The 21,882-nt window shown below is 30.0% G+C and carries 17 protein-coding genes and 1 pseudogene; 1 reads left to right on the forward strand and 17 read right to left on the reverse strand.

Features of this window, described 5'->3' with window-relative positions:
• Positions 1-31: 31 nt before the first annotated feature.
• The 9 genes from LpgJCM5343_RS05040 to LpgJCM5343_RS05080 all read right to left on the reverse strand — a co-directional run bounded on the left by LpgJCM5343_RS05040 (position 32) and on the right by LpgJCM5343_RS05080 (position 8,446).
• Complete coding sequence (locus LpgJCM5343_RS05040) at positions 32-751, reverse strand: Fic family protein (protein WP_077958899.1); 720 nt, start codon at positions 749-751, stop codon at positions 32-34.
• 46 nt (positions 752-797) lie between these two features.
• The gene (locus LpgJCM5343_RS05045) at positions 798-1,193 is read right to left on the reverse strand and encodes a DUF3021 family protein (protein WP_101890734.1); all 396 of its coding nucleotides are present in this window, start codon (positions 1,191-1,193) and stop codon (positions 798-800) included.
• Between the two features lies 1 nt (position 1,194).
• Positions 1,195-1,647, reverse strand: coding sequence for a LytTR family DNA-binding domain-containing protein (locus tag LpgJCM5343_RS05050; RefSeq protein WP_077958897.1), 453 nt, complete (start codon positions 1,645-1,647; stop codon positions 1,195-1,197).
• A gap of 3 nt (positions 1,648-1,650) precedes the next feature.
• A complete protein-coding gene (locus LpgJCM5343_RS05055; RefSeq protein WP_101890735.1) occupies positions 1,651-2,505 on the reverse strand; it encodes an ABC transporter permease in 855 nt (284 codons plus the stop codon).
• A complete protein-coding gene (locus LpgJCM5343_RS05060) occupies positions 2,505-3,356 on the reverse strand; it encodes an ABC transporter ATP-binding protein (protein WP_101890736.1) in 852 nt (283 codons plus the stop codon). The genes LpgJCM5343_RS05055 and LpgJCM5343_RS05060 overlap by 1 nt, the downstream gene beginning before the upstream one ends.
• 163 nt (positions 3,357-3,519) lie before the next feature.
• Positions 3,520-5,103 carry an ATP-binding cassette domain-containing protein gene (locus LpgJCM5343_RS05065; protein ID WP_101890737.1) on the reverse strand — a complete coding sequence of 528 codons (1,584 nt, stop codon included), beginning with the start codon at positions 5,101-5,103 and terminating at the stop codon, positions 3,520-3,522.
• Positions 5,100-6,695 (reverse strand): ATP-binding cassette domain-containing protein, encoded by a 1,596-nt coding sequence (locus LpgJCM5343_RS05070; protein WP_101890738.1) that lies wholly within the window; start codon positions 6,693-6,695, stop codon positions 5,100-5,102. The genes LpgJCM5343_RS05065 and LpgJCM5343_RS05070 overlap by 4 nt, the downstream gene beginning before the upstream one ends.
• A gap of 229 nt (positions 6,696-6,924) precedes the next feature.
• The gene (locus tag LpgJCM5343_RS05075; RefSeq protein ID WP_113532391.1) at positions 6,925-8,097 is read right to left on the reverse strand and encodes a mandelate racemase/muconate lactonizing enzyme family protein; all 1,173 of its coding nucleotides are present in this window, start codon (positions 8,095-8,097) and stop codon (positions 6,925-6,927) included.
• A gap of 55 nt (positions 8,098-8,152) precedes the next feature.
• On the reverse strand, positions 8,153-8,446 hold the full coding sequence (locus tag LpgJCM5343_RS05080; RefSeq protein WP_035429682.1) for a hypothetical protein: 294 nt from the start codon (positions 8,444-8,446) through the stop codon (positions 8,153-8,155).
• Positions 8,447-8,563: 117 nt separating this feature from the next.
• Here LpgJCM5343_RS05080 and LpgJCM5343_RS05085 point away from each other — a divergent pair, with 117 nt between their 5' ends.
• Entirely contained in the window at positions 8,564-8,944 is a 381-nt protein-coding gene (locus tag LpgJCM5343_RS05085) for a winged helix-turn-helix transcriptional regulator (RefSeq protein WP_113532392.1), read from the forward strand.
• Between the two features lie 14 nt (positions 8,945-8,958).
• Here LpgJCM5343_RS05085 and LpgJCM5343_RS09610 read toward each other — a convergent pair whose 3' ends face one another.
• The 8 genes and pseudogenes from LpgJCM5343_RS09610 to pglX all read right to left on the reverse strand — a co-directional run bounded on the left by LpgJCM5343_RS09610 (position 8,959) and on the right by pglX (position 21,804).
• Positions 8,959-9,102 carry a phosphotransferase gene (locus LpgJCM5343_RS09610; RefSeq protein ID WP_095669696.1) on the reverse strand — a complete coding sequence of 48 codons (144 nt, stop codon included), beginning with the start codon at positions 9,100-9,102 and terminating at the stop codon, positions 8,959-8,961.
• 207 nt (positions 9,103-9,309) lie between these two features.
• On the reverse strand, positions 9,310-9,804 hold the full coding sequence (locus LpgJCM5343_RS09615) for an MBL fold metallo-hydrolase (RefSeq protein WP_250881803.1): 495 nt from the start codon (positions 9,802-9,804) through the stop codon (positions 9,310-9,312).
• Between the two features lie 69 nt (positions 9,805-9,873).
• A complete protein-coding gene (locus LpgJCM5343_RS05095) occupies positions 9,874-10,071 on the reverse strand; it encodes a hypothetical protein (protein ID WP_113532393.1) in 198 nt (65 codons plus the stop codon).
• Positions 10,072-10,109: 38 nt separating this feature from the next.
• Positions 10,110-10,412 (reverse strand): TetR/AcrR family transcriptional regulator, encoded by a 303-nt coding sequence (locus tag LpgJCM5343_RS05100; protein WP_113532394.1) that lies wholly within the window; start codon positions 10,410-10,412, stop codon positions 10,110-10,112.
• A gap of 86 nt (positions 10,413-10,498) precedes the next feature.
• Positions 10,499-12,991: a BREX-1 system phosphatase PglZ type A gene (gene pglZ / locus LpgJCM5343_RS05105; protein WP_113532395.1), complete on the reverse strand. Its 2,493-nt coding sequence runs from the start codon at positions 12,989-12,991 to the stop codon at positions 10,499-10,501.
• A gap of 270 nt (positions 12,992-13,261) precedes the next feature.
• Positions 13,262-14,241, reverse strand: a pseudogene (locus LpgJCM5343_RS05110) (DUF3644 domain-containing protein).
• Between the two features lie 131 nt (positions 14,242-14,372).
• On the reverse strand, positions 14,373-18,086 hold the full coding sequence (locus LpgJCM5343_RS05115; RefSeq protein WP_113576155.1) for an nSTAND3 domain-containing NTPase: 3,714 nt from the start codon (positions 18,084-18,086) through the stop codon (positions 14,373-14,375).
• A gap of 112 nt (positions 18,087-18,198) precedes the next feature.
• Complete coding sequence (gene pglX / locus LpgJCM5343_RS05120) at positions 18,199-21,804, reverse strand: BREX-1 system adenine-specific DNA-methyltransferase PglX (protein ID WP_113576154.1); 3,606 nt, start codon at positions 21,802-21,804, stop codon at positions 18,199-18,201.
• Between the last annotated feature and the right edge of the window lie 78 nt (positions 21,805-21,882).

The raw sequence follows: 21,882 nt of genomic DNA on the forward strand, positions 1-21,882 counted from the left end.
GGTTATTATGCGTTTAAAGTATGGATAAAGATTATTCATAATCTTTTGGATCAATAGTTGGCTTAGGTACCCCAGGATCAGACGAAAACTCAATTCCCTGAATTCCGTTTTCATAAGTCCAATCCTTTAACTTATCCATTTTTCCAGTTAAGTAAAATTCACTGATTAATTCATTCCACTTGTACCACTTATTTAATGGCACATTAATTAATCCAGCACCATTGTCAATCATTAATTTATTAGCTGCTAAAGTTGCAGTTCTTTTATTTCCATCCCAAAAAAGCTGATTTCTCATATTGTGATACATTAAAGTCATAGCCTTATCAGTAATGGACGTATCCTTTTGCATAAGTTCATCAAAGAATTTACGCTCTTGGTCCAAATTAATTTCTGGTGGTTGCCACTCGCCATTACTATTTCCTAATTCTACTGTTACATTTCCAGTACGAAAACTACCAGGATCTAATGAATCATAGCGTGCTACTAGCAAATTAATATTTTGCTCAATATTTAAAGACAAAGGCTTATCTTCCCTAATTACATATTGCCAGCCACGTTTTAATTGAACAATCACGTTAGTATCGTCAATTGAAACGCCTGCTGCACTCATCCCGTCAATAATAGTTTGAGTCTGTGGTAATGTAGTATTTAAGCCTTCAAAACGTGAAGTAGTGAAAACTAATCTTACTAAATTTTTCTTTGCAAAACGCCGATTTTGTTCTTGAGTTAAATTAAATTTATCTGGATACATTGCTACGCCACTTTCTATCAGCTATTATTTAATAATATTTTATCACTCAACCGTTACGTTTCTTAATTTGACGATTAATCCGGCGAATGTCTTTTTCTTGAATTAATCTAATTATGAGCCAAATAATTGCATATGTAATAACAAAAATAAGTAAAGTTTGCCAGTTAATTAACCAATGATTTAAAAGTATCATTATTGAAAACAATGCAAAAGTTCCTATCAGATGTAAAATCAATGCCCAGAAATATGGTAAGGATGTTTTAAATAAGAAACTCAATTCTCCAATTAATTCACTACATACAAATACTATGAATACACTGTTTAAGGGGACTCTTAGATCGCCGATATTTTCATAAGTTACTCCCAAAATTACTAAATAAATAATTGCGCCAAATCCCATGCCTGTTACAAAATAGTCTAAAGCTTTTTGCCATATTTTCATCTTATAATCCCAACTTCTTTTCTAACTCAGGTAAGTATCTTCTTGAAACATCTGTCTTCTGTTTAAAAGCAAGCTTGGCAATCATATTACCAGTAAAGCCTGCTTCAAGTGATTCAAGATAATTCAAATTAATAATTCCATGCTTTGATACTTGGACAAAATCATTATTTAACTTTTCCAGAATCTGATACAAACGACCATTAGTTTTAATCACAGCATTAGTCGTATAAAAACTTAATTCTGTCTTTTCGACTTCTACTTTGATAATTTCTTCTATCTTAATTGTTAAAATTCGATCTTCAGTTTTCACAGGTAAAAGAGAATCTACTTTTTTATCAAAATTCTTTATATACGATAAAAGATTATTTACGTTAGTCGTTTGTCTTGCAGAAATCACTTTAACTTCGATTTGATCCTCTTCTAGATTAGGATTTGAATGAAATTCGACATCCACGTACTATTTCTTCTTTCTATTAAGCAAAAGTGCCAATATAACAATAATAACTGCTAAAAGTACAATCATCCCGATCATTACTAAAGCATTATCGAAATTATTTAGCTGATGAGATCCAAATTTAAAATGAATTCCTAAATATTCAATTAATTGATCTCGCATTCTAGTTGGCACATCTTGCTGACTTAATTTATTCAAAAGCAGACTTCTAAAACTTGCTGCTTCATAACTACTTGGAAATAATTTTACTATATTTTGAGCAGTTTTTGATAAAGTTCCGTATGGCATATAAGTTGCTACCATAAATCCTGCCGCCGCACCAATCACAGCTGATAAACGGCTAAAAGTAGTCGAAGAATTGATAAACATTACAATGATTAAATTTAATAATGTTGCGCCAAGTGCGCCCAAAAGCATGAAGCCTAAGCAAGGTAAATATGCATTGTGCACTACATCTGCTTTATCAACTACTGAAAAATATACTGCCATAACAGCAAATGTAATAATTTGCATCAGAAAGCTGACAATAGTAGCTGATACAACATAAGCCATGCTTTCACTAATAGGAGTTAGAGCAGTTAATTTCATGTCATCAATTGCTCGATTTTCTTTATCATTAACCATTTGACCCAGTGCTTGAAAAGATGTAGTAATTCCGGCAATTGATACAATTCCGCCTAGCATCCAAAGATCTAATAATTGTTTTGCGTGACTAACATGTTGCCAGGAATTAACAAGATTTTGCTGTAAAAATCCAATATAAATTACAAATGAAATCAATGCTCCAAAGCATGACATAATTACGCCTGGTTTATTAGCAAAGTAAATTTTAGTATTTCTTTTAATTAAAGCAAACATTATTGTAGCTCCTTTCCAGCGATTTTAATAAAGGCGTCATCAATGGAACCTTGTCGGTATTCAAAAGATTTTATACTAGCTTGATTCTCATGCAGCAGCGTAATTACTTCATGAGGATCAAGTCCATCAATTTCAGTTTCTTTATTTCTTTCAATAACTGGATATGTAGTTATTAATCGTTGCTTTTCTTTTAGCGTGATTACTAATTTACTTGGGGCATATTTATCTTTAATCTCATAAGCCGATCCATTAGCTAGTACTTGTCCATTTTCTAAAATATACATTTGATCTGCATTTTCTGCTTCTTCCAAATAGTGCGTTGTCAGAAAAATCGTTAATCCCTGTTCTTTCTGAAGCTTCTGCAGTAAATTCCAGATTACGATCCGCGTTTGTAAATCCAAACCAGTAGTTGGTTCATCTAAAAACAAAATATCAGGATGATCAATTAAAGCTCTAGCAATATCTACTCTTCTTTTTTGACCGCCCGAAAGAGTACCATATTTTTGATGAAGGAAACTCCGAATACCAATCAAATCAATTAGCTGCTCAAGCCATGCTTTTGAAACATCACGATACATCTGCGCCCTTAAATTAAGATTCTCATTTACACTTAAGACATCATCAAGAACACTACTTTGAAAAACAACACCAATCTTTAAATTTTTAGCATAAGTTATCGTTCCACTGGTTGGTTTTAACAATCCAGTTAAAATATTAATCGTAGTCGATTTTCCTGCTCCGTTAGTTCCCAGATAAGCCACTAGTTGACCACGATCAACTTTTAGATTGACTTTATTCAAAGCCAACTTTTTACCATATTTTTTAGTTAAATTATAAGTTTCAATTAACATAAAAAGCCTTCCTTTCTGAATTCACTATTAGAATACAGAAAGAAAGACTTAAATAATTCACTATTTAAATGAGTGGTAATTTTTCTAAAACAAGATGCAAAAATCAAATACCAAAATTTGTTTCTAATACTAAATTTGCACCAAGTAGACAGTCTAAAAGAATTTAATCTTTACTTAAATAAATTTCTCGATCAAACATCTGACGCATATGCTCATTAAAATTATGAGCAATAAATACAATTGTTGCTTTACTATTAAGCAGTTTCTCCAAAATATTCATTGTTGCTTTTTGATCAATAGCACTAGTTCCTTCGTCAATCAAGATAATATCACTATCATGAATTTTTGCTCTTGCTAAAACAATCTTTTGTCTTTGACCACCTGAAATATTAATTTTGTCTAAATCAAGTTCTTCATTAATTCCATTTTTAAATTTTTTAATGTCTTTATCGAAGTTTACTTCATTTATAGTTGCTTCAACTCGACTATCCAACTTATCATTAAACATAGTGATATTTTCTTTAATTGTACCAGGAAATAAATTAGGGTCTTGTGGGATATAACCAATTCTCGACATATCAGGGATTATTGTGTCTCCAGCTGCATTTTCAAATTCGACCTTACCGGTACTTGCCTTTAAATCACCTAAAATCAGCTTAAATAAAGTTGATTTTCCAGCACCTGAATCTCCACTTAACAAGATCTTTTCTCCTGGTTTAACATCAATATCTGGAAAAACAAGTTCTTCGCCATTTGGAAAACTCAATGACAAATTTTTTGTAGTAAAGGCAAGAGGAGCTTCCTCACCCTCTACTTTATTCTTATTAATTACAGCAGAATCATGACTAATTTCTCCCATCAACTCTTTAGAAGATTTCATAAAACTTAAACCTTCAATTACTTGCTGCAAACCTATTGAAACATTAGCTGCAAAGTTTTGAACAGACATGATAGCACCAAAGATAATAGCATTTTTTGTAATAAAAAATGCAGTTAATGAAAGTAATAACATTTGTCCAACTAAGTTACAAAAACCACTTAAAACAATTAATTCTTGCTGAGCAGCTGTTTGTTTAATATGTGCGTTCTCTACTTTACTTGAAGCCTGCTCACCAACTTTAAATAGTTTTGCACCAGCAAAGTATCTTCTTAATTCTTCAAGGCCAGAAAACCATTTTGCCAAAACATCAAGATAATATTTGTTTTGCTTGGAAACATTGGTTGTCGCTTGTTCCATCTTCTTTTGAGCTAGTTTTGGAACAAAGTAAGAAATAATATCAATTACGATACTTGCTAAAAAGATCATCCAGTTAATAGATAGTAATGCTACTAACGCCGATACAAAGATTGCCCCATAAAATGGAATTATAATATACCAATCAAAGAAATTTGTTCTAACCATTTCAAGATCATTAGTCATTCTATTTTGCACATCAGCAACTTTGTGATTTCTTTGATCAAGGAAATAATGCCTGGCAAGTTTATTGCGGATCTGTTGATTATATTTTTCTTCTTGAATTCGAATTTCAAATTGAATGTAGTAGATCATCCCCTGAGTGCCAATATACAAAAGCCCTATCAAAAGGACAGTAACCAAAATTCCACGCCAATCTTTGTTTTTAACATCGGTTAAAAAGTACATTTGTACATATCCCGCACCAATGACAGCAGCACCAGAAATTACTGACAAGATATTCATGTAAATAAATCTGAAGTAATTCGTCTTTATAAAGTCTTTAAAGCTCATTGATTAGTGCCCCCATCATCTAGTTTTACTACCCGATCAAACATTGAAACTAATTCGTTAGAAAAGTTATGTGCAATCATAATTACAGAACCATCTGTAGTTAAAAGATGTTGCAAGATATGCTTCGTAGATTTGCTATCAATTGCACTAGTGCCCTCGTCAATAAAAAGCCAGGGAGAATTATGGACTAACGCTCTAGCTAAGACTAATTTTTGTTTTTGACCACCAGACAAATTGTTCTTATCTAAATCAACTTGTGTAGCTAGCCCCTCAGGAAAGTTGCTAATATCTTTATCTAAATCAACTTTTTTAGTTGCTTGTTTTACTTGATTATTAAGCTCAGCATTAAACATAGTGATATTATTTTCAAGCGTGTCTGGAAAGAGGGTACTATCCTGTGCCAAATATCCAATTTCATCCGGATTTAAATATACTTCCTTACCATCCTGATCAATAAAACGAATTGTACCTTTACTTGGAGTGAGTTTATTTAAGATTAATTTAAATAAGGTAGACTTTCCACTTCCGCTATCGCCAGTTATTAGAATTTTTTCACCTTTATTGAAAGTTAAATTAGGATATGAAATCTTTTCGCCATTCTTAAATTGTAAGGTTAAATCTTTTATTTCTATCTTGGCAATTTTTTGATCATCATGTTGATCCTTGGGTATTTCAACCTGTTGCTCCAGCTCAAGGATTTCTTCATTTAAGCCTTTAGCTGATTTAATTAAATTCCATTGGGCCACAAATGCTGCTACACCATTCATAATTGTTGAACTAAATTGGCCAGTAGTAATTACAGCACCAAAAGCAATTCTACCTTGCAAATATAAGTAAGCACATAAACCTAGAAGCAACATTTGACCGCCAATATTTACAAGCGCTGTAGCCATATCAGCAATTGCAATCGTTGCTCCTTGATGAATTGCAGCTTTCTTATACTCTTTTGCCCCATTATTAATCGAGCTAGTAAAAATATCGAAACTTGCATATCTTCTTAGTTCATCTAGGCCTTTTACCCATTTATCCAAAATATTGAGGAATTTTTCATTTTTCTTTGTGACAGTAACTGTTGCCGTAGAAGTTAGTTTTTCAAAGGCCTTAGGTAACAATAATGAAATAATAGTTAAAATCACAGTTACAACAACTAGAATCCAATTAAAAGAAAATAGAATTCCAATTGAGAAAACTACAGCTAAAAAATACATAAAGCCATTTTTAATCGGAGTTAAGTATTTAGTAGTTAGTTGATCAAGATTTGCAACCATATTATTTTGTACTTTTGCAGTCTGATTAATACCATTTTTAAAGAAATAGCGACTAATTCTGGCACGGATCTGGTGTAAATAATTCTGTACGTCTTTGCCATACAAATAATCTGATCTTGATATTAGTATAATTCTGACACCATCACAGCCTAGTGCTAAACACATAAACAGAATAAAGCCCAATAAATTCATGTTTCGTAGATGATTATACGCTGGCGTCATTAAATATTGTGATAGTGAGTCACTTGCCATTCCAATAATCACCATTAAAAAAATCAAAATAAACTGTTTTTTATTTGATTTAAATAGTTGCTTAATGCTCATACTTTTTCTCCAAGTGTTTTGTATTTTAATTATATTTTAAATTAATTTTATATTTTTAAGCTTTAAACCTCAATACAAAATTAAAAAAACATTAATTTAATCTATTTAAATTCAAATAAAAAGCAGAATTCAGATCAGTTTTGACCTAAATTCTACTTTTAAATTTTAGATAAACATTTTTTAATATAAAGTTGGAACCAAACCACCATCAAGTACAGAAATTTCTATTTCACTTAACCGTAACTACCCTACTATGCTTAAAAGCATAATCAGATATTTCATTACCAATTCCTGGCCTGTTAGGAATAGTGAATACACCATTGTTAGGTTCATAATCATATTTAGTTAACTTAAGCATTTTTGGCATCTCAGTATTGACGTTATATTCATGAATCACAAAGTTAGGGAGTGCTGCTTCTAAGTTTAGTGACACTGCAGTTGCTAAGTTGCTTCCGGCTACATGGATTTGTACACCAAGCTCACTTGTATCTGCCATATCGCATATCTTTTTAACTTCAGTTACTCCTCCAGCCGTACAAATATCTGGCTGCGCAACTTGAATGCTATTTTGATCAAAAGCACGCTTAAAGTCCCAACGAGAATACATTCGTTCACCAGAAGCAATATTTAGACCTGTTTCTTGATGAACATAACTTAATAGATCAGGATCAGGTTTTACTGGTTCTTCAAAATACAAAATATTATATTTCGACGCCATTTTTCCATACTGAACAGCTGATAACTTATCAGTTAAAGCGTGATTTTCTAAAATTAATTCGCCATCTTTTCCTAAAGTATCACGAACTGCTTTTATTCGCTCTTCTGCTAAATTTAAATAATTATTCGATAAAAAAGCAGTCTGCTTTTGCCATGGAACCTGCTTTCCTCGCTCGTCAAATGTTAAAAAGTTAATTTTAACAGTCTTAAATCCCTTTTCTAAGGCAATTTTTGTATTATTTGCATAATCTTGAGCTGAAGCTGCAGGCTTTCTTGACTCTCCCCATCCCATTTGGAGCTGACTAGCATAAGCTTTTAAATGATTTCGTTGTTTTCCACCAAGTAATTCCCACAAAGGAGCATGATAATATTTTCCCTTAATATCCCATAAAGCAACATCAAAAGCTGAAATAGCGCCAAGAATTACAGGACCTGCATTTTTACCCAAGAAACTATTTCTGTATAATTTCTGCCAGATGACCTCATGCTCTAAGGGATTCATCCCGATTAACATGGGAGCTAATTCTTTCATTTCAATAAAAGCAGCTTCTTTTGCTCCGCCATATGATAGAGCAACTTCACCATCGCCATAAATACCCCTGTCAGTATAAATACGACAAAAAGACGGCCGCCAATTATCTTCTACTGGATCACTATATAATAGATCGATTTTAGTTATTTTCATTTTTTCTTTACCTAATAAAAAATATCAAACTAGAACGTTTGATATTTTTAGTATTCTATCCAACAACTGAAAAAATTCTAACTTCTGGTTCAGCCGTCCAAGTAGGTTTTAAGCCTGGAAAAACATGTTTAGTAAACATTTCACTCTTTAGATAATCTTGTGCATGTTCTACTGAATCAAAGCCGTGTAATACCTGCACATCTTCATCGCGAACAAGTAATGCCTTACTTTCAGCGCCTGGAATTGTTTCTAAAAATGGTTTACGGTAATCACTATAAACCTTTGCAGCTGCCTTTCTATTTTCTGCTGGGATCTGCATCGTAACTTCTAAATAAGCTTTTACTGCCATATCAATTTTCCTTTCTGTTTTAATCAACTTACATTTTTATAGTAAGATAAAGTTGAAAGGATTTATATATATTAAAAAGAGCTTTAGTTACTAAAGAATTATTTAGTGAGGTCAATTATGTATCAAAGAAAATTACCAAAAGAATACTATTGTACTGTTGATTACGCATTAGATATCTTTGGCGGAAAATGGAAACCAAGACTCTTGTGTATCTTAGGACACAAAAAGTCTATGAGATATGGTGAAATAAAAGATCAGATGGAAAATATTTCTGATGCAGCATTAGCTGATTCGCTTAAGGAATTACAGCAACAAGATATCATTGAAAGAAAACAATATAATGAAATGCCGATTCGCGTCGAATATTCATTAACAAATAAGGGAAAAACGCTGCTACCAGTTTTAAATACAATTTCAAATTGGGCCATCAAAAATAGCACTCCTGATATGTATAAAGGGATGCATTTTAATGATGTGCATAAGGACTTGTTTAAATAAAATTTACTACTTACTTAAAATTCAAATACTTCAGGCTTTTCTTCAATCCCGTGACAAGCTAATGATCTTACACAATTCGGATCTAGACTTTCTTTTCTAATCCACTCAAGCGACTTTTTTTGAGCACTTTTATCCATTGAAATGCCAGAAGTTACCATTTCCTTCCAAGATTTTTCACCATAGCCACCATCTCCATAATAAAGGAAATATTTGCCATCGCTATTAGTGATCTTGGTAGCAACTAATCCAGCAGTGTGTCCTGGGATATTAATGAGTTCAATACTCTTGTCTCACAATAAATCATAAGATCTACCAAATGAGCCTTGACTATCATTCCAATCATACAGATTCAAAGCTACATCGTCCTACCATTTTTTCTTAAAACGAATATAGGGATGCTTCTTAGCATACTCATATTCTGACCGTGCCACCATAATATTTTTGGCATCTTTGAATTGACGTAATCCATTAGCATGATCACGGTCAAGATGTGAAATAATGACATAGTCAATATCACTTGGCCAAATTCCTAACTTAGCTAACTGTTCACTTGCTGTCATCCCTTTTGCAACCACTCCTTGATTAACGTGATATAAAAGTGAAGAACCTAAAGACTTAATTTGAGCTTTTTTATCAAAAACACCATTTGGACTCATTGAACGATCCCAACCTGTATCAAGCAAGATTAATTTATCTGACGTTTCTACTAAAAAGACATTTACTGGTAACCATATTTTAGGTGATCTTTTAATTGAAAAGCCGGCAGCCTTGGCAGTTGAACAATGATCTCCACCAAATGCTAATTCAGGCTCAATTCTAACTTTTCCGGTATTAATTATATGAACTTTATATTCTGACATAATTATTACCTCATAAAATATTTTATGAAGAAATACGCAAATTTAACACTACATAATTGCCAAAAATGTCTAAAAATAAGTTGCTAAGTTAGTTAATTCCTTTGAAATCAGATCTAGGATAGATTTTCGATCAACGTCATCTTTGTGCTTTAGATAAAAAATATCTGCTGAAATTACCTCACTTGCTGTCATTTCAAATAAAAGCTCAGCTTTAATATTAGGATTAGTTAGCTGAAAATGCTGATACAGATTAGCTTTAATTGCCATTTTCCATTTCTTAACTAAACGATAATCATAATCTTTAATTAGCAGGGCTGAAAGTAGATTGCTATTTTTTCAACGTAACTTAACACTTCATAAAAATATGTAAAGTTATTTGCAGCTGAATCTGTAATGCTCTGATCGAGTGTATTCAGATTTTCTATAAAAGTATCTTCTATTTCTTCTAATAAATTGTCTATGTTATCGTAATATGCGTAAAAAGTACTTCGGGCAACGTTTGATGTTTGCGTTAGCTCTTTAATAGAAACTTGATATATTTTCTTAGTATTTAATAAAGTAATTAGACCTTGATGCAAGGCTTGTTGTGCGGATGTTAGTTTTGTCATGGGGTTATTAGCTTTCTTATGATTAATAAAAATAGATCAGGAAAATATCCTGGTCTATCTCTATTATATGATTAATATTTATACATTTAATTATTTGAAAATATATCCATGGTATATTCTATTTTTTTGGAATAATTAGTATCTTGGTTCTCAATTACTAAATAATATTTTTTATTAAGATTATAATTTGTATTCTGAATTGTAATAGTTACAGGAAGAGTACGATCAGCCGCAGATCCCTTACGATTTGCTTCAACTACTACTTTATTAGAAATCATTTTTTCATCTTCATCAACAAAGAATACATTATATTCAGTTGGTAATACTCTATCACTGACTGAAGCTATTTGATTAAAAAGCAAATTCATTTTTAAACTATTAATTCTAAAAGTAGTAGCCGCTAATTTGATTTTTGCTGGTTGCGCAGCAGATTTTCGTGAAGTTGCTTTGATATCTAATATTGGAATTAACATTTCTTGAATAGAAGAACCACCGTGAACATAATTTTTACTTCCACTTCTTGCAATAAATTCGTTCGGGCTTGTTGGATAATAAATATTAGTTTTATCATCATTAGATAAGCTAATACCCATTGTAGTACTTTTAACTCCCCTTACGCTTAATTTATCGGGAGTAATCAAATATCTTAAATGTGCATTGCCTAAATAGTCTTCATTTGCTAAATCAATTTTGTCGGTATCATAAATTGGACGTTCTTGATAAATAAAGCCATGATCAGCTGTTACAATGATGTGCGACACACCGTTTGTTCGTAAAGCTTGAATAGCTTTTTTAATTTCCTCAATTGCTTTTTCTGTAGCATCTACTAGTTCTTTAGTTGTTTTTAGTTCATGTCCTTTAGCATCAATTTGATTGTGATACAAATAAATTAAATTCTTACCATTAATGAAAGTTTTCACTTCTTTTGAAGTCATTTCCAAGATATCTTTTAGTTGAGCAGCTGTGTTACTTTCATTGAATGTTTTTAAAATTTTATCACGAGCAGAAGTATTTTCAGCGTTTTTATCGTCTACTTTAACTTTATGTTTCTTTGCATCCCATCTAAGCCTATTGTGCGGTAGCATAACATTCATTCCCATATACGTCACTGACGGCAAACTAGTAAGCGCATATTTCATATTTAAAGTTAATCGATCATTATTATCTAGCTCATCTTCTAGTTCTTTACCAACTTCAAAGCGTAAGGCATCTGAAAAAATTACTACAACTCTTTCTGGCACATGAGATACGTGATTATGATAAAATCGTTCTTGTTTTATATCACTTGGTACTTCTGATAAATCAAAGGTATTATTCCATTGTTTAACCGAGCTATTTAATAAAATATTTCCATAATATAAATCAATATTTTTTTTGATTTTACTATATAAATCGTTATTGTCAATTCTTGTATAAGCTAATAATATTTTTCGATAAATAGTGTCTATTTGGTATTCATTATTTATATATCCGTCCAATTCTTTTTGCCAATTTTCAAATAATGGGATACGCAAATTAAATAATTCAGCACTATAACATAAAAATTTATATTCATTTTCTTTATTATTAGAGAAATTATTGCGAGTGTGGTTAGACATTCGATCAATAATATTTAGAACTTGTTCATAATCAGTAACTTGATTATCAATAAATTTATCTCTAATTTTTGTTAATACGATACTGTTTACTTCTTCAAAAACAGTTACCTTTGTTAAGTCACTGAGGGATTCTTGTACTAATAAATCATGTAATTTCAATTCATTCCAAACACGATTTGACTCTGAGATATAGTATTTATTATATTTATTAGAATCAGCAAAGCGATCAATAAAAATTTGTACATTATCTTTATTACTTAATAATAAATTTTGAAATTTATTAGAATTTTTAATATCTAATTCTGTATCTAAATATGTGAAAAAAAGATTATTAATTAGATTGTCTAAGTTAGCATTTTCAATAGTATCATAGCCGAAATAATTTCCAACTAGTTTCCAAAAATAATCTAGTACATTATATTTAGCAAAAAGAAATAAATATTGATTATTTTCTTTTCCAGCAGCAATAATTTTCATCAATAATTCATTAATATCTAGCTTTTCAGTTTTGGTAATTGCTGCGATGATACCTTTTTCAGGAGTGGTATCGAAATCTACGCTCCAATACTTAATAAAGTTCTTGCGTCTATCTTTAGCCCCAAAAAATGCATGATATTGTTTTACAAAAGATAACTTATCTACTGATAAATTTAATTCTTCCAGTATAATTTGCGTTGCATCAGCAGTAAAAAGCTTAGAATAGTGTTCCAGATCAGTTAAATAATTTTCTTGTATTCTTGGTCGTTCATAAGGTGCATAAATTAAATATTTATGTTGAGAATCACTTAAAAGGTCGATTTTTGTTTTAAATTGTTGATTGGCTTGAGCTTTATATAGTCTAACTTCATTTAAATTAGAAGCAATTTGATCAATGATATCTTTAAACTGAGCCTTATCGTCATACCAAAAAACATACTGATATTTATCTTCAAAATAGTTTTTAAGTTCTGAAATAATTTTATCTGTCGTTAATGTTGCCATACTGTTAACCCCTGTTCGTTAAGTAAATTATATCAGTCGCAAAGTATCTTAAAGGCACCCCTAAGTATATAAAAATTCTACTCTATTTAATTATCTATAATAAAAATATAGAAATACTAAAAAGTCTGATAAGTATAAATATTTTGCATATTCAATTATACAATTGTATAATTGATTTACAATTTAAAGTAAAAGGTAACTTGTGAAGGATTAACGCTGGGTCCCAAAATGGGGTAAGTTATTATACTGAGCATTCCTATGTGCTTGGGGTTATCTTGGTTTTATACTTTTTTTAAGACTCTCAACAAAGTGTTGAGGGTCTTTCTTTATCTCAGTAACAACAAATTCTACAAATTGTTGAGAATAAGTATAACTGTGTTGTTTTCCTATTACATGTTCATAAGAATACTTAGGATTTGATTTAATGTCATAAAAATCTATTATCATATTTAAAACATACTGATTAAAACCACTTTTATACTGTAATTTTATGTTTTGTTTATTTAATCGTTCATTGACTGCCATAATAACATTATTGTAAGAATATTTGTGTGTATCAGATGGATCTTTTATGTCTTTAACTATAGCTACGGAATTTTCTGAATTTTTTTCTATTCTAACAGTAAAATCGGCATTCTTTTTCTTTCTTGTAATATATAAACGTTGAGCAATATTGATCGAAAATTTATCTGAATCATATTCTTTATTTAACACATCAATTTCATTAGATTGTTGTATAAATTTTTGAGCAATTTCAGCAGGATACTTCATTTTTATCTGTTCATTGCTTAATGGCTCATAACGAGTTGATAAAGTTAGAAAGTCTTGAGATATATATTTAGTAATATCTCTGTTTTGGTATTTTTCTAATTCATTAGTATAATTTAATACACACGCTTGAAACAATGGTGCGTATTTAACTTCATATTCTTCAGTAATAAAATGGGTACTAATATTTCTTAACTCTATTATTTTTTCAAGATTCAATCTAATTCTTGTATGTCTATCACGATAGATATTTTTTACTGCATCAATTAAACTAATAGTTCTATCTTGTTTGTTTTTATAATAAATAGATTCATTTTTATCAATAAGTATTGCCTTTAATAGCAATTCCCATGCGTTACAAATAAAAAACTAAAACCTTCTACTCTATACTTAATAGTTGGTTTATTGTAAATTTCTAACCCCATTAAAAAGGCCTCTATACTCTTATCAACCATATTTTTAGAAAGGGTATTATTATTCATTAATTTATTTTCCTTTTTATATAAAAATCAACTTTATTATTGTACCAAAATCTACATTAAAATTTTCCACAAAATAAATGTATTAAAAATTTTAAAATATAAGAAAAAACTGCGTGTAATTACGCAGTTTTTTAATAAATATTGGCTCTTAACTTTCCGAGCTCTTCTTTTAACATATCCCTTTCACCTTTAATACAGATGTCAACTTTATTTTTATATTCAAAATAGTCTAATCCTAAAGATACTATCCATTCAGAAAGAGCTTTAAGAGATTCTATATTAGCAACATAGAATTTCTTGATGCCTTTTTCGTTCATTGGAATACTATAGCTCATTGGAAAAAGTTGAATTTTATCAAATTCTTTTATATCTGGTTTAGTTTGAATATATTCTTTAAGATACTTATAAAAAAGTTTAATATTTTTTATGTTGATTCCTTCTAACAAGATATGAATTTCTCTAGAATCATAATTACCTTTTTTTATAAATGATTTTATCCAATTGTCTACACAGTCATCTTTTTCTACTAAGTTTACTAATTCCTCGCTCCAATTAATCAATAAAAAATTGTCGTTTTTCTGACATATTATATTCCATATCTTATTTAAGATCTCAATACTATTATTGTTTTTTAAAAGTAGAAGTAATTGATCTTCATTATGAAATTGAAACTTCTTTAATTTGGGGATTAAAATTTTATTCACATAACTAGTTAAAATTGATTGATCCTTTTTATATATTTTTTCAAGTAAATAATTAGACATATCGTATTGATCATTATCAATATAATTGATAAAAATATCTATTAATAATTTAATATCATCAAATGAATCTACGATACTTTCACTTTGTTTCTCATCAAGGGAGGAAAAGTGAAAATAAATCCTTTTAAATTCTTCTTCTTTCGAAGATATAATTTTACAACATTCTTCAAATGCATGTGTATTAACAGTATTAAATTTATATAGAAAATCAAGACTGCGATTGCTATAATCTCCTATACTTTTCACAGTTTCATTTTTTAAGTACTTTGTTAATAAGTCATAGGTTTGAAAGTTCAAATTTTTCTTGGGCAAGCTATCAAAATAAATGTAATATAACCAGTCTTTTCTGTTTTCATTCTTTACCTTATCTAACATCTGGATAATTTTAGATGTAGAGCTTACAGTATGTAGGTAATTTATAATTGCATAAAAAATCGATGATACTGAAATTTTACTTGAAAATAAAAATTCTATACCGGACAGGTATTCATCTGTATTATCTTTTAGGTTATCTAATATAATTTGTACAACCATCAACAAGCCATAAGTCTGATATCTTTTTTCTAGGATATCAATAATGTTTACTATTTTTTTCAAAGTTTCTACATCAGAGTTTAAATTATCATCAACATATTTTTTTAGAAACTTATTACTTTTGTGTTTCTTTTCACGTCTAATACTTTCGATATCTTGGTAAAGATGATAATCACTATTATTTAGAAAATTATCTATATTGGAAATTTCGATATTTGTCTTAAATAATCTATTTTTAATTTGACCCACTGCCACACAATCTATAAGGCTCTTGGGATCAAATAGTTTATGAATTAATTTACTAATATATTTCAAATCAAATTGAACAACTTTTATAGTAGTGTCATCTATATTGTTCAATCCAAATAACTCTGATCCATAATTTGCTACAATTTTTTTAACTTTACTATCAAAATTAAAATCAAGTTTCAATAGGAATTTCCATAGTTGTTCTCTAAAAACAAGATTATCTTCAGTAGCAGAAGATAAAAATTTGCGTGTCATAAATTTATTTGGTTCATTAATGACTCCATGAGTTTCTTCAATTACTAATTCTAAATATTTAGGCATGATAGATAAAAGTAAATAAATATTTACCTCACTATCGAATTTTTCGCTATTCATCAATTCCTTGATCAAACTAATCTGTCTTCTAAATTTATAATTAATAAATGTGTCATGATTTATAGCCCAGTCTTGAATTATAGCTGTATGAAATTCAGAAAATAGCTGTGGTTGTTTATTTAAATATAGACAGAATAACTCAGAAGCATATTTATAACTATCAGTATAAGAAAGATGATTAATTATTTTTAAAATAATATCATTTAATCTATTATTATCCGAAACATTGAAACTAATATTATTTTTTCTTGAATATTGTTTAATTTGATCAATTTTTTCTTTCACCGTTTCAATAGTTTTATTAACATCAAATTCTACAAAATCCGAAACAAAGTCTAAATACTTTTCACTATGTTTATCTTCCAAATATTTCCAAACCTCTTCTACAACTTGAGTAAGATAATTTTTATTTTCTTCATTGTAAAAGGTATTTATCAAATCGTTGATACAATTAATAGCTAGCTCAGCTTTGGTTTCAAAAGTATATTCTATTAGATCTTTTAAAGAAATTAACTTTTCATCTAAAAAGACAATCTTTAAAACATAAGCTTTTAACGTTTGATCTGAAAAATATATGTATTTTTGATTTATAAAATCAATTAATTCTTGTTTATCAAGTAAAGCAATATTTCGTTTAAATTCGGTATATGAAATATTGGCTGTATCTAATATTGGTTTGTATAAAACTTTTTCTTGTTCGTTATTAATATTTAAGTTTCCAAAAAAAGCAATTATTCCTAAGCAAATAAGTTGTCGATCATTATCAATTACATTTTCCAGTACATTTTTAAGTAATTTTTTATAAACTTGAGACGCATCTGCTATATCAATAATTCTATGTTTTTCCAAATATACTTCAGATGTCAACATCGCCATTCTAAGATTACTATGAGATATTTCACAAATTATATCTAAAATATACTCATTTTTTATATTGTATACTTTTGTAATGCATTCTCTAATTTCTTCAGTATTGATCGATAGTAAATTAATAGTATTTACTGAAGAGTATTCATCTACTTTATTTTCTATCTCTTCTTTTGCATAATCGCGTACTGTAATTAAAATCTTTACCTTTCCAGAATTTAATTGTTGAACAAACGCTTTAAATATTTTCTCCAAATTTTCAATTTGATTTGCATCATCAAAAACAATTAATTTAGTAGAATCATCTGAAAATTCAACCTGAAGTTCGGATATTAGAGCATTAATATCATATACATTTCGTGCGAAAAAACTATTATTCAAGAAATTTCTTTTAGCAAATTCAAAGGCTAACCTCGTCTTTCCTACACCCGGTTTACCTGTGAGCACTATAATATTTTGTGTCTTAAAATATTCATTTATTTCTGCAAGCTCTTTTTCTCTATAAGCAAAATATGAATTTAATTTTGATCCACTAAATTGCTTATTATATTCTTCTCCAAATTCACTAATATTTTTTAGTTGCCTCGGTGGTAATGCAAATCCTAAATATTTATTGGCTAAATCACGGTACTTATCTTGAATATATTTGGCTAATTCAAAGTTTGAAATAAATTTAAACTCTATTTTTTCTTTCTTATACTTTTCTGTTAACGAGTCGATGTATTCTATGCTTACGTTTGATGTAGCTGAACAGTAAATAATCTTTTTTACATTGTGTTTATTAATATTCAATTCATTAAGTTTTTTTAAGTTGCTATTAATTTTTTGAATTAACCTACTCTCTTGTGATGTATATTCCATCAAATACACTTCACCATTATCATTTATAATATACGAATCTGGTGTTCCTTTAGTTGGTTTATTTTTACCATCTTCAGAACCAAGAGGATTTAATGTTCCTCCGAAAATACGAGATAAATATTCATCACAAAGTTTTTGAAAGGTTGTCGCATCAATTTCTTTAATAGCATTTTCGATTTTATTTAATTCGTTCATCCACTAAGTCACTTTCTTTCCATAAAAATAGTATACTTTCACAGAGATTCATTTAAATTATAAACAAAAAAACTTATCTATATCATATTGATTAGATAAGTTTTTTCTAGAATTATAACTTAGTCAACAACTTTTCTCCTTGTTGCAATTTGTCATGATTAGCAAGAACACCATCATCAAGATCTAAATCTACTGGACTTTGAGATAAGTGATCTAAGACTTGATCATACTTAACTAATTCATTCATTTGCTTATTAAGAGTTGAAATAATCTTTCGATATTTGCTCTTAGCACTTGCCGTTGTTTCCTGATCTAATAAATCATTATCAATTTCGATTAAATCATTCATTGCCGGCTGCAAATCGTGAAGATATTGGCGAACCATTGCAAGTTGTTCTGGAGTGTAGCGATGTAAGTACATTAATGCCTTAAATCCCTTGTTTCTACCAGAATTAAATTCCCAATAAATTGGACGTTTTTGATATATCTTAGCATGATCTTTGTAGAAATCATTGACGAAATAGTCACGTATAATCTGCTCTGCACTAACTCCACGTTCGAACTTCTTAGGATCCAAAGTTTGAGCAATGAAGTTCATATTATCCGTTAGATGATCTGAATCGAAAGACTTAGATAAGAACTCACGCAAACGAACAATGATATCACGCTCATCATCGAAATATTGACGATCGGTTAAGAGAATAATGTTTTCTTTGTTGGGCTTGAAGATTGAGTAAAGGGATGCATTCCAGTCACCGCCAGCATATGAAAGTCCATCCTGATCAAGTGAGTAACGGCCAAAGACACAACCGATAAAGTAAGATAGAAACGCTTTAATATCACGAACTTGATCTGCTTTACGGACAGAAACTTCCTTATCGTCTTCTTCTGGAGTTAATTCATTTTGTAAACCATAAAGATCAATAAAGATACGATTAAGCTCTTCTTCGTTGGCTTTAAGTTGGTTAAATCTATCTAAAGCTTCTTGCGACCAATTATTATAAGCTTGTTCTAAAGTTACAGCTTTATTTACTAATAACGGACTACGTTTGAAGTCCCATGATGTTTCAAATGCATCCCAATCTCGCCGTGATAACGCAATATTACTTTGAATAATTTCTTCACTATTGCCATAATTTAGTTTTAAAAGAGGGATTGATTCAATATTACCGATTTGAAAATTTATAGTAGGATTCAGTATTGATAGAAGATATTGTCCGACTTTAGTATTCAAAAGCCCCATAATTATTTTTAAGTCTTGATCTTTATAAAATAAAGACATCCCACTCACATCATGGATACTACCTGGTAAGCGATAACGCATTGAAAACAGACTACTTGTAATTAATGACCAAGTAACAGCAGGTTTAAAATAAAAATCTGTATTTTGCGGTCTTGATCTTATTTTCCCCCTACTATCCACAAAATGTCGTATTTCATACCCATCATTTTGCCAATTTACAACATAATCATAATTTCCATACCATTTACGATATGCTCCACCTTTATTATATGGAAACCACTTCTTTCTAGATTCAACCGATTCCTCAATATTATTACAATGAAAACCTATTCTATTAATATTAACTTCAAACCATTGGCGCAAAAATCTATTATTATTAGCAGTGGCCAATCCTTGCTTAGCATTAACTATTTTTCCCAATGACGTTCCATTTTCAAAATCTCTAATTATATTCTTACTTGCCCAATAAGCAATAGGACTGCCAGGAATCTTATAAAAATTGTCTTGACTAACTTGATATAAATCTTGTATATCTTTACCATCTACTATTTCTAGATACTTCTCTTCTTTCCCATCTTGTGAGCCATAGTCAACTAATCTTTCATAGCTACCTACATAGCCATCATTTTTTCTTTCCTGCAAAATAAACGTGGTAGTTTGAACGACTTCACCACCAATTTCTTCAAATGCGCGTGTACCTAAATGCGCCATATTGATAATTGTATGCTTTTGCAATTTCTTTCTTAACTTTTCAAAATTAGATAGAAACATCCAAGAATGCATAGTAACCATACCAATGTATCCATCATCTTTAGTCGTACTCACTAATTTTTCCATGAACACACTAAATAAATCAGCTTTTGAATCTGGATAATTTTTTTGGACATATTTTTTAAGGGGAACGTCCATCTTTCCACCGCCCATATATGGTGGATTGGTTACACTAACATCATATTTATTGTTAAGAACCTCAACAACATTCAAGATGCTTTCTAGTTCTTCTTTTACTGTATCTGACAAAAGGTCAATTTGTCCTTCATCATTATCTGAACCTATTAGTTTTTTTAAACCACTAATATCAATATCCTTGTTAATATTAATAATCGAACCCAAATCATCCCCATATTTAAAGACATCTAAAATACTTTTCAGATCAGATCTAGTTTTATCTTTATCTATGTTCGAAGAACTATCAATTATATTTTGATAGTTTTCAATATCGTATCTGGATCTTGGAACGTCAAAGAGATTTATACTATAATCTCTTCTAAATAAACGGCGATCTTTTTCTCTAGCCTTCATTAACAAAGCAAAATTTGATAGCTGATATGCTCGCTTGTCAATATCGAGTCCATAAAGATTATTCTTAAGAATTGAAGTTGCGGCATCCCTCTTGGAATATCCTTCCGACTCATAAATCTGCATAAAAACATCAAAAGCATATACAAGGATGTGTCCTGAACCCATTGCTGGATCAACGAATTTAATATCTTTTACGTCTTTATTTGCCAACTCTTTGTCTAAGACAATATTGTTTTGATCTGAAGCCGGCATATAGTATCTCCAGCCAAATTCATTTGCAATTTCGTTTTCAGAGCGTTCGTCTCCTCTACTATGAAGAATATTTATCCAATATCTTCCCAAAGAATTTTCTACCATGTAACGAACAATCCAATCGGGTGTAAATAATTGAGTTACCGGTGCAATATCATCTGTTTGATACTTTTTCTTTTTAAATGCCGTATCTTTTAATTCACTATTGTAATATTGATAAAGCCATCCAATAATTTGAACTTGTCCTTCCTCATTTACATCAAAATAACTCGCAGGAATTTCATTAATCAAATCTTGAATAACACCACGGTTATAATTAGGTGTAAACAGCAACTTCAAATAATCATTAGTTTTTTCAAACAAACCCGGCAAAATATCACTTAATTCATCACATTGCTTAATAAAAAGCATTGCATAAAGCTTATCCATCAATTCAGGGGTTCTCTCAGTCAAAGCAGTCGAAATTAATTCTTTTTCTGAATCACTATAGCCACCTAAATCATCTTCAATCTCCATTGCTTCATTAATGATATCAGGTTCAGCCTTACCTTCTTCACTAGTTAAGACACTTACCCTACTTGGCAGATAATTGTTAACTTCCATAAATCTAATTGCGATAATTCTGTTGAACCAAGTGTAGGCAACTTCTTCAACAAAATCATTAAAGACAGTCTTAGGGTCATCATCATATCCCCTATTTTTTAATTCATTAACAACATCTTTTCGCCAGCCAATTTGTTTACCAGTTAAAGCATTACTTTCATTATCGTCTACATAGTACTTTTTATCTTTAGTAGAAATAGAAAGTTCCTCATTAATCTTTTCATCTGTAATACCCAAATTAGCTAGCTGAACTTCCGTTGTATCTCTCAAACTTTTTCTAGCATTAATTGCAAATTTTTTGATTTTATTTTTGTCCATACTTTTTCAAATCTCTCTAAACTTCAAATAATTACTATTAATTATAACAAGAAAAAAGACTGATATTAAAATCAGTCT

Origin of the sequence: Lactobacillus paragasseri (assembly GCF_003584685.1) — a bacterium.
GTDB lineage: Bacteria > Bacillota > Bacilli > Lactobacillales > Lactobacillaceae > Lactobacillus > Lactobacillus paragasseri.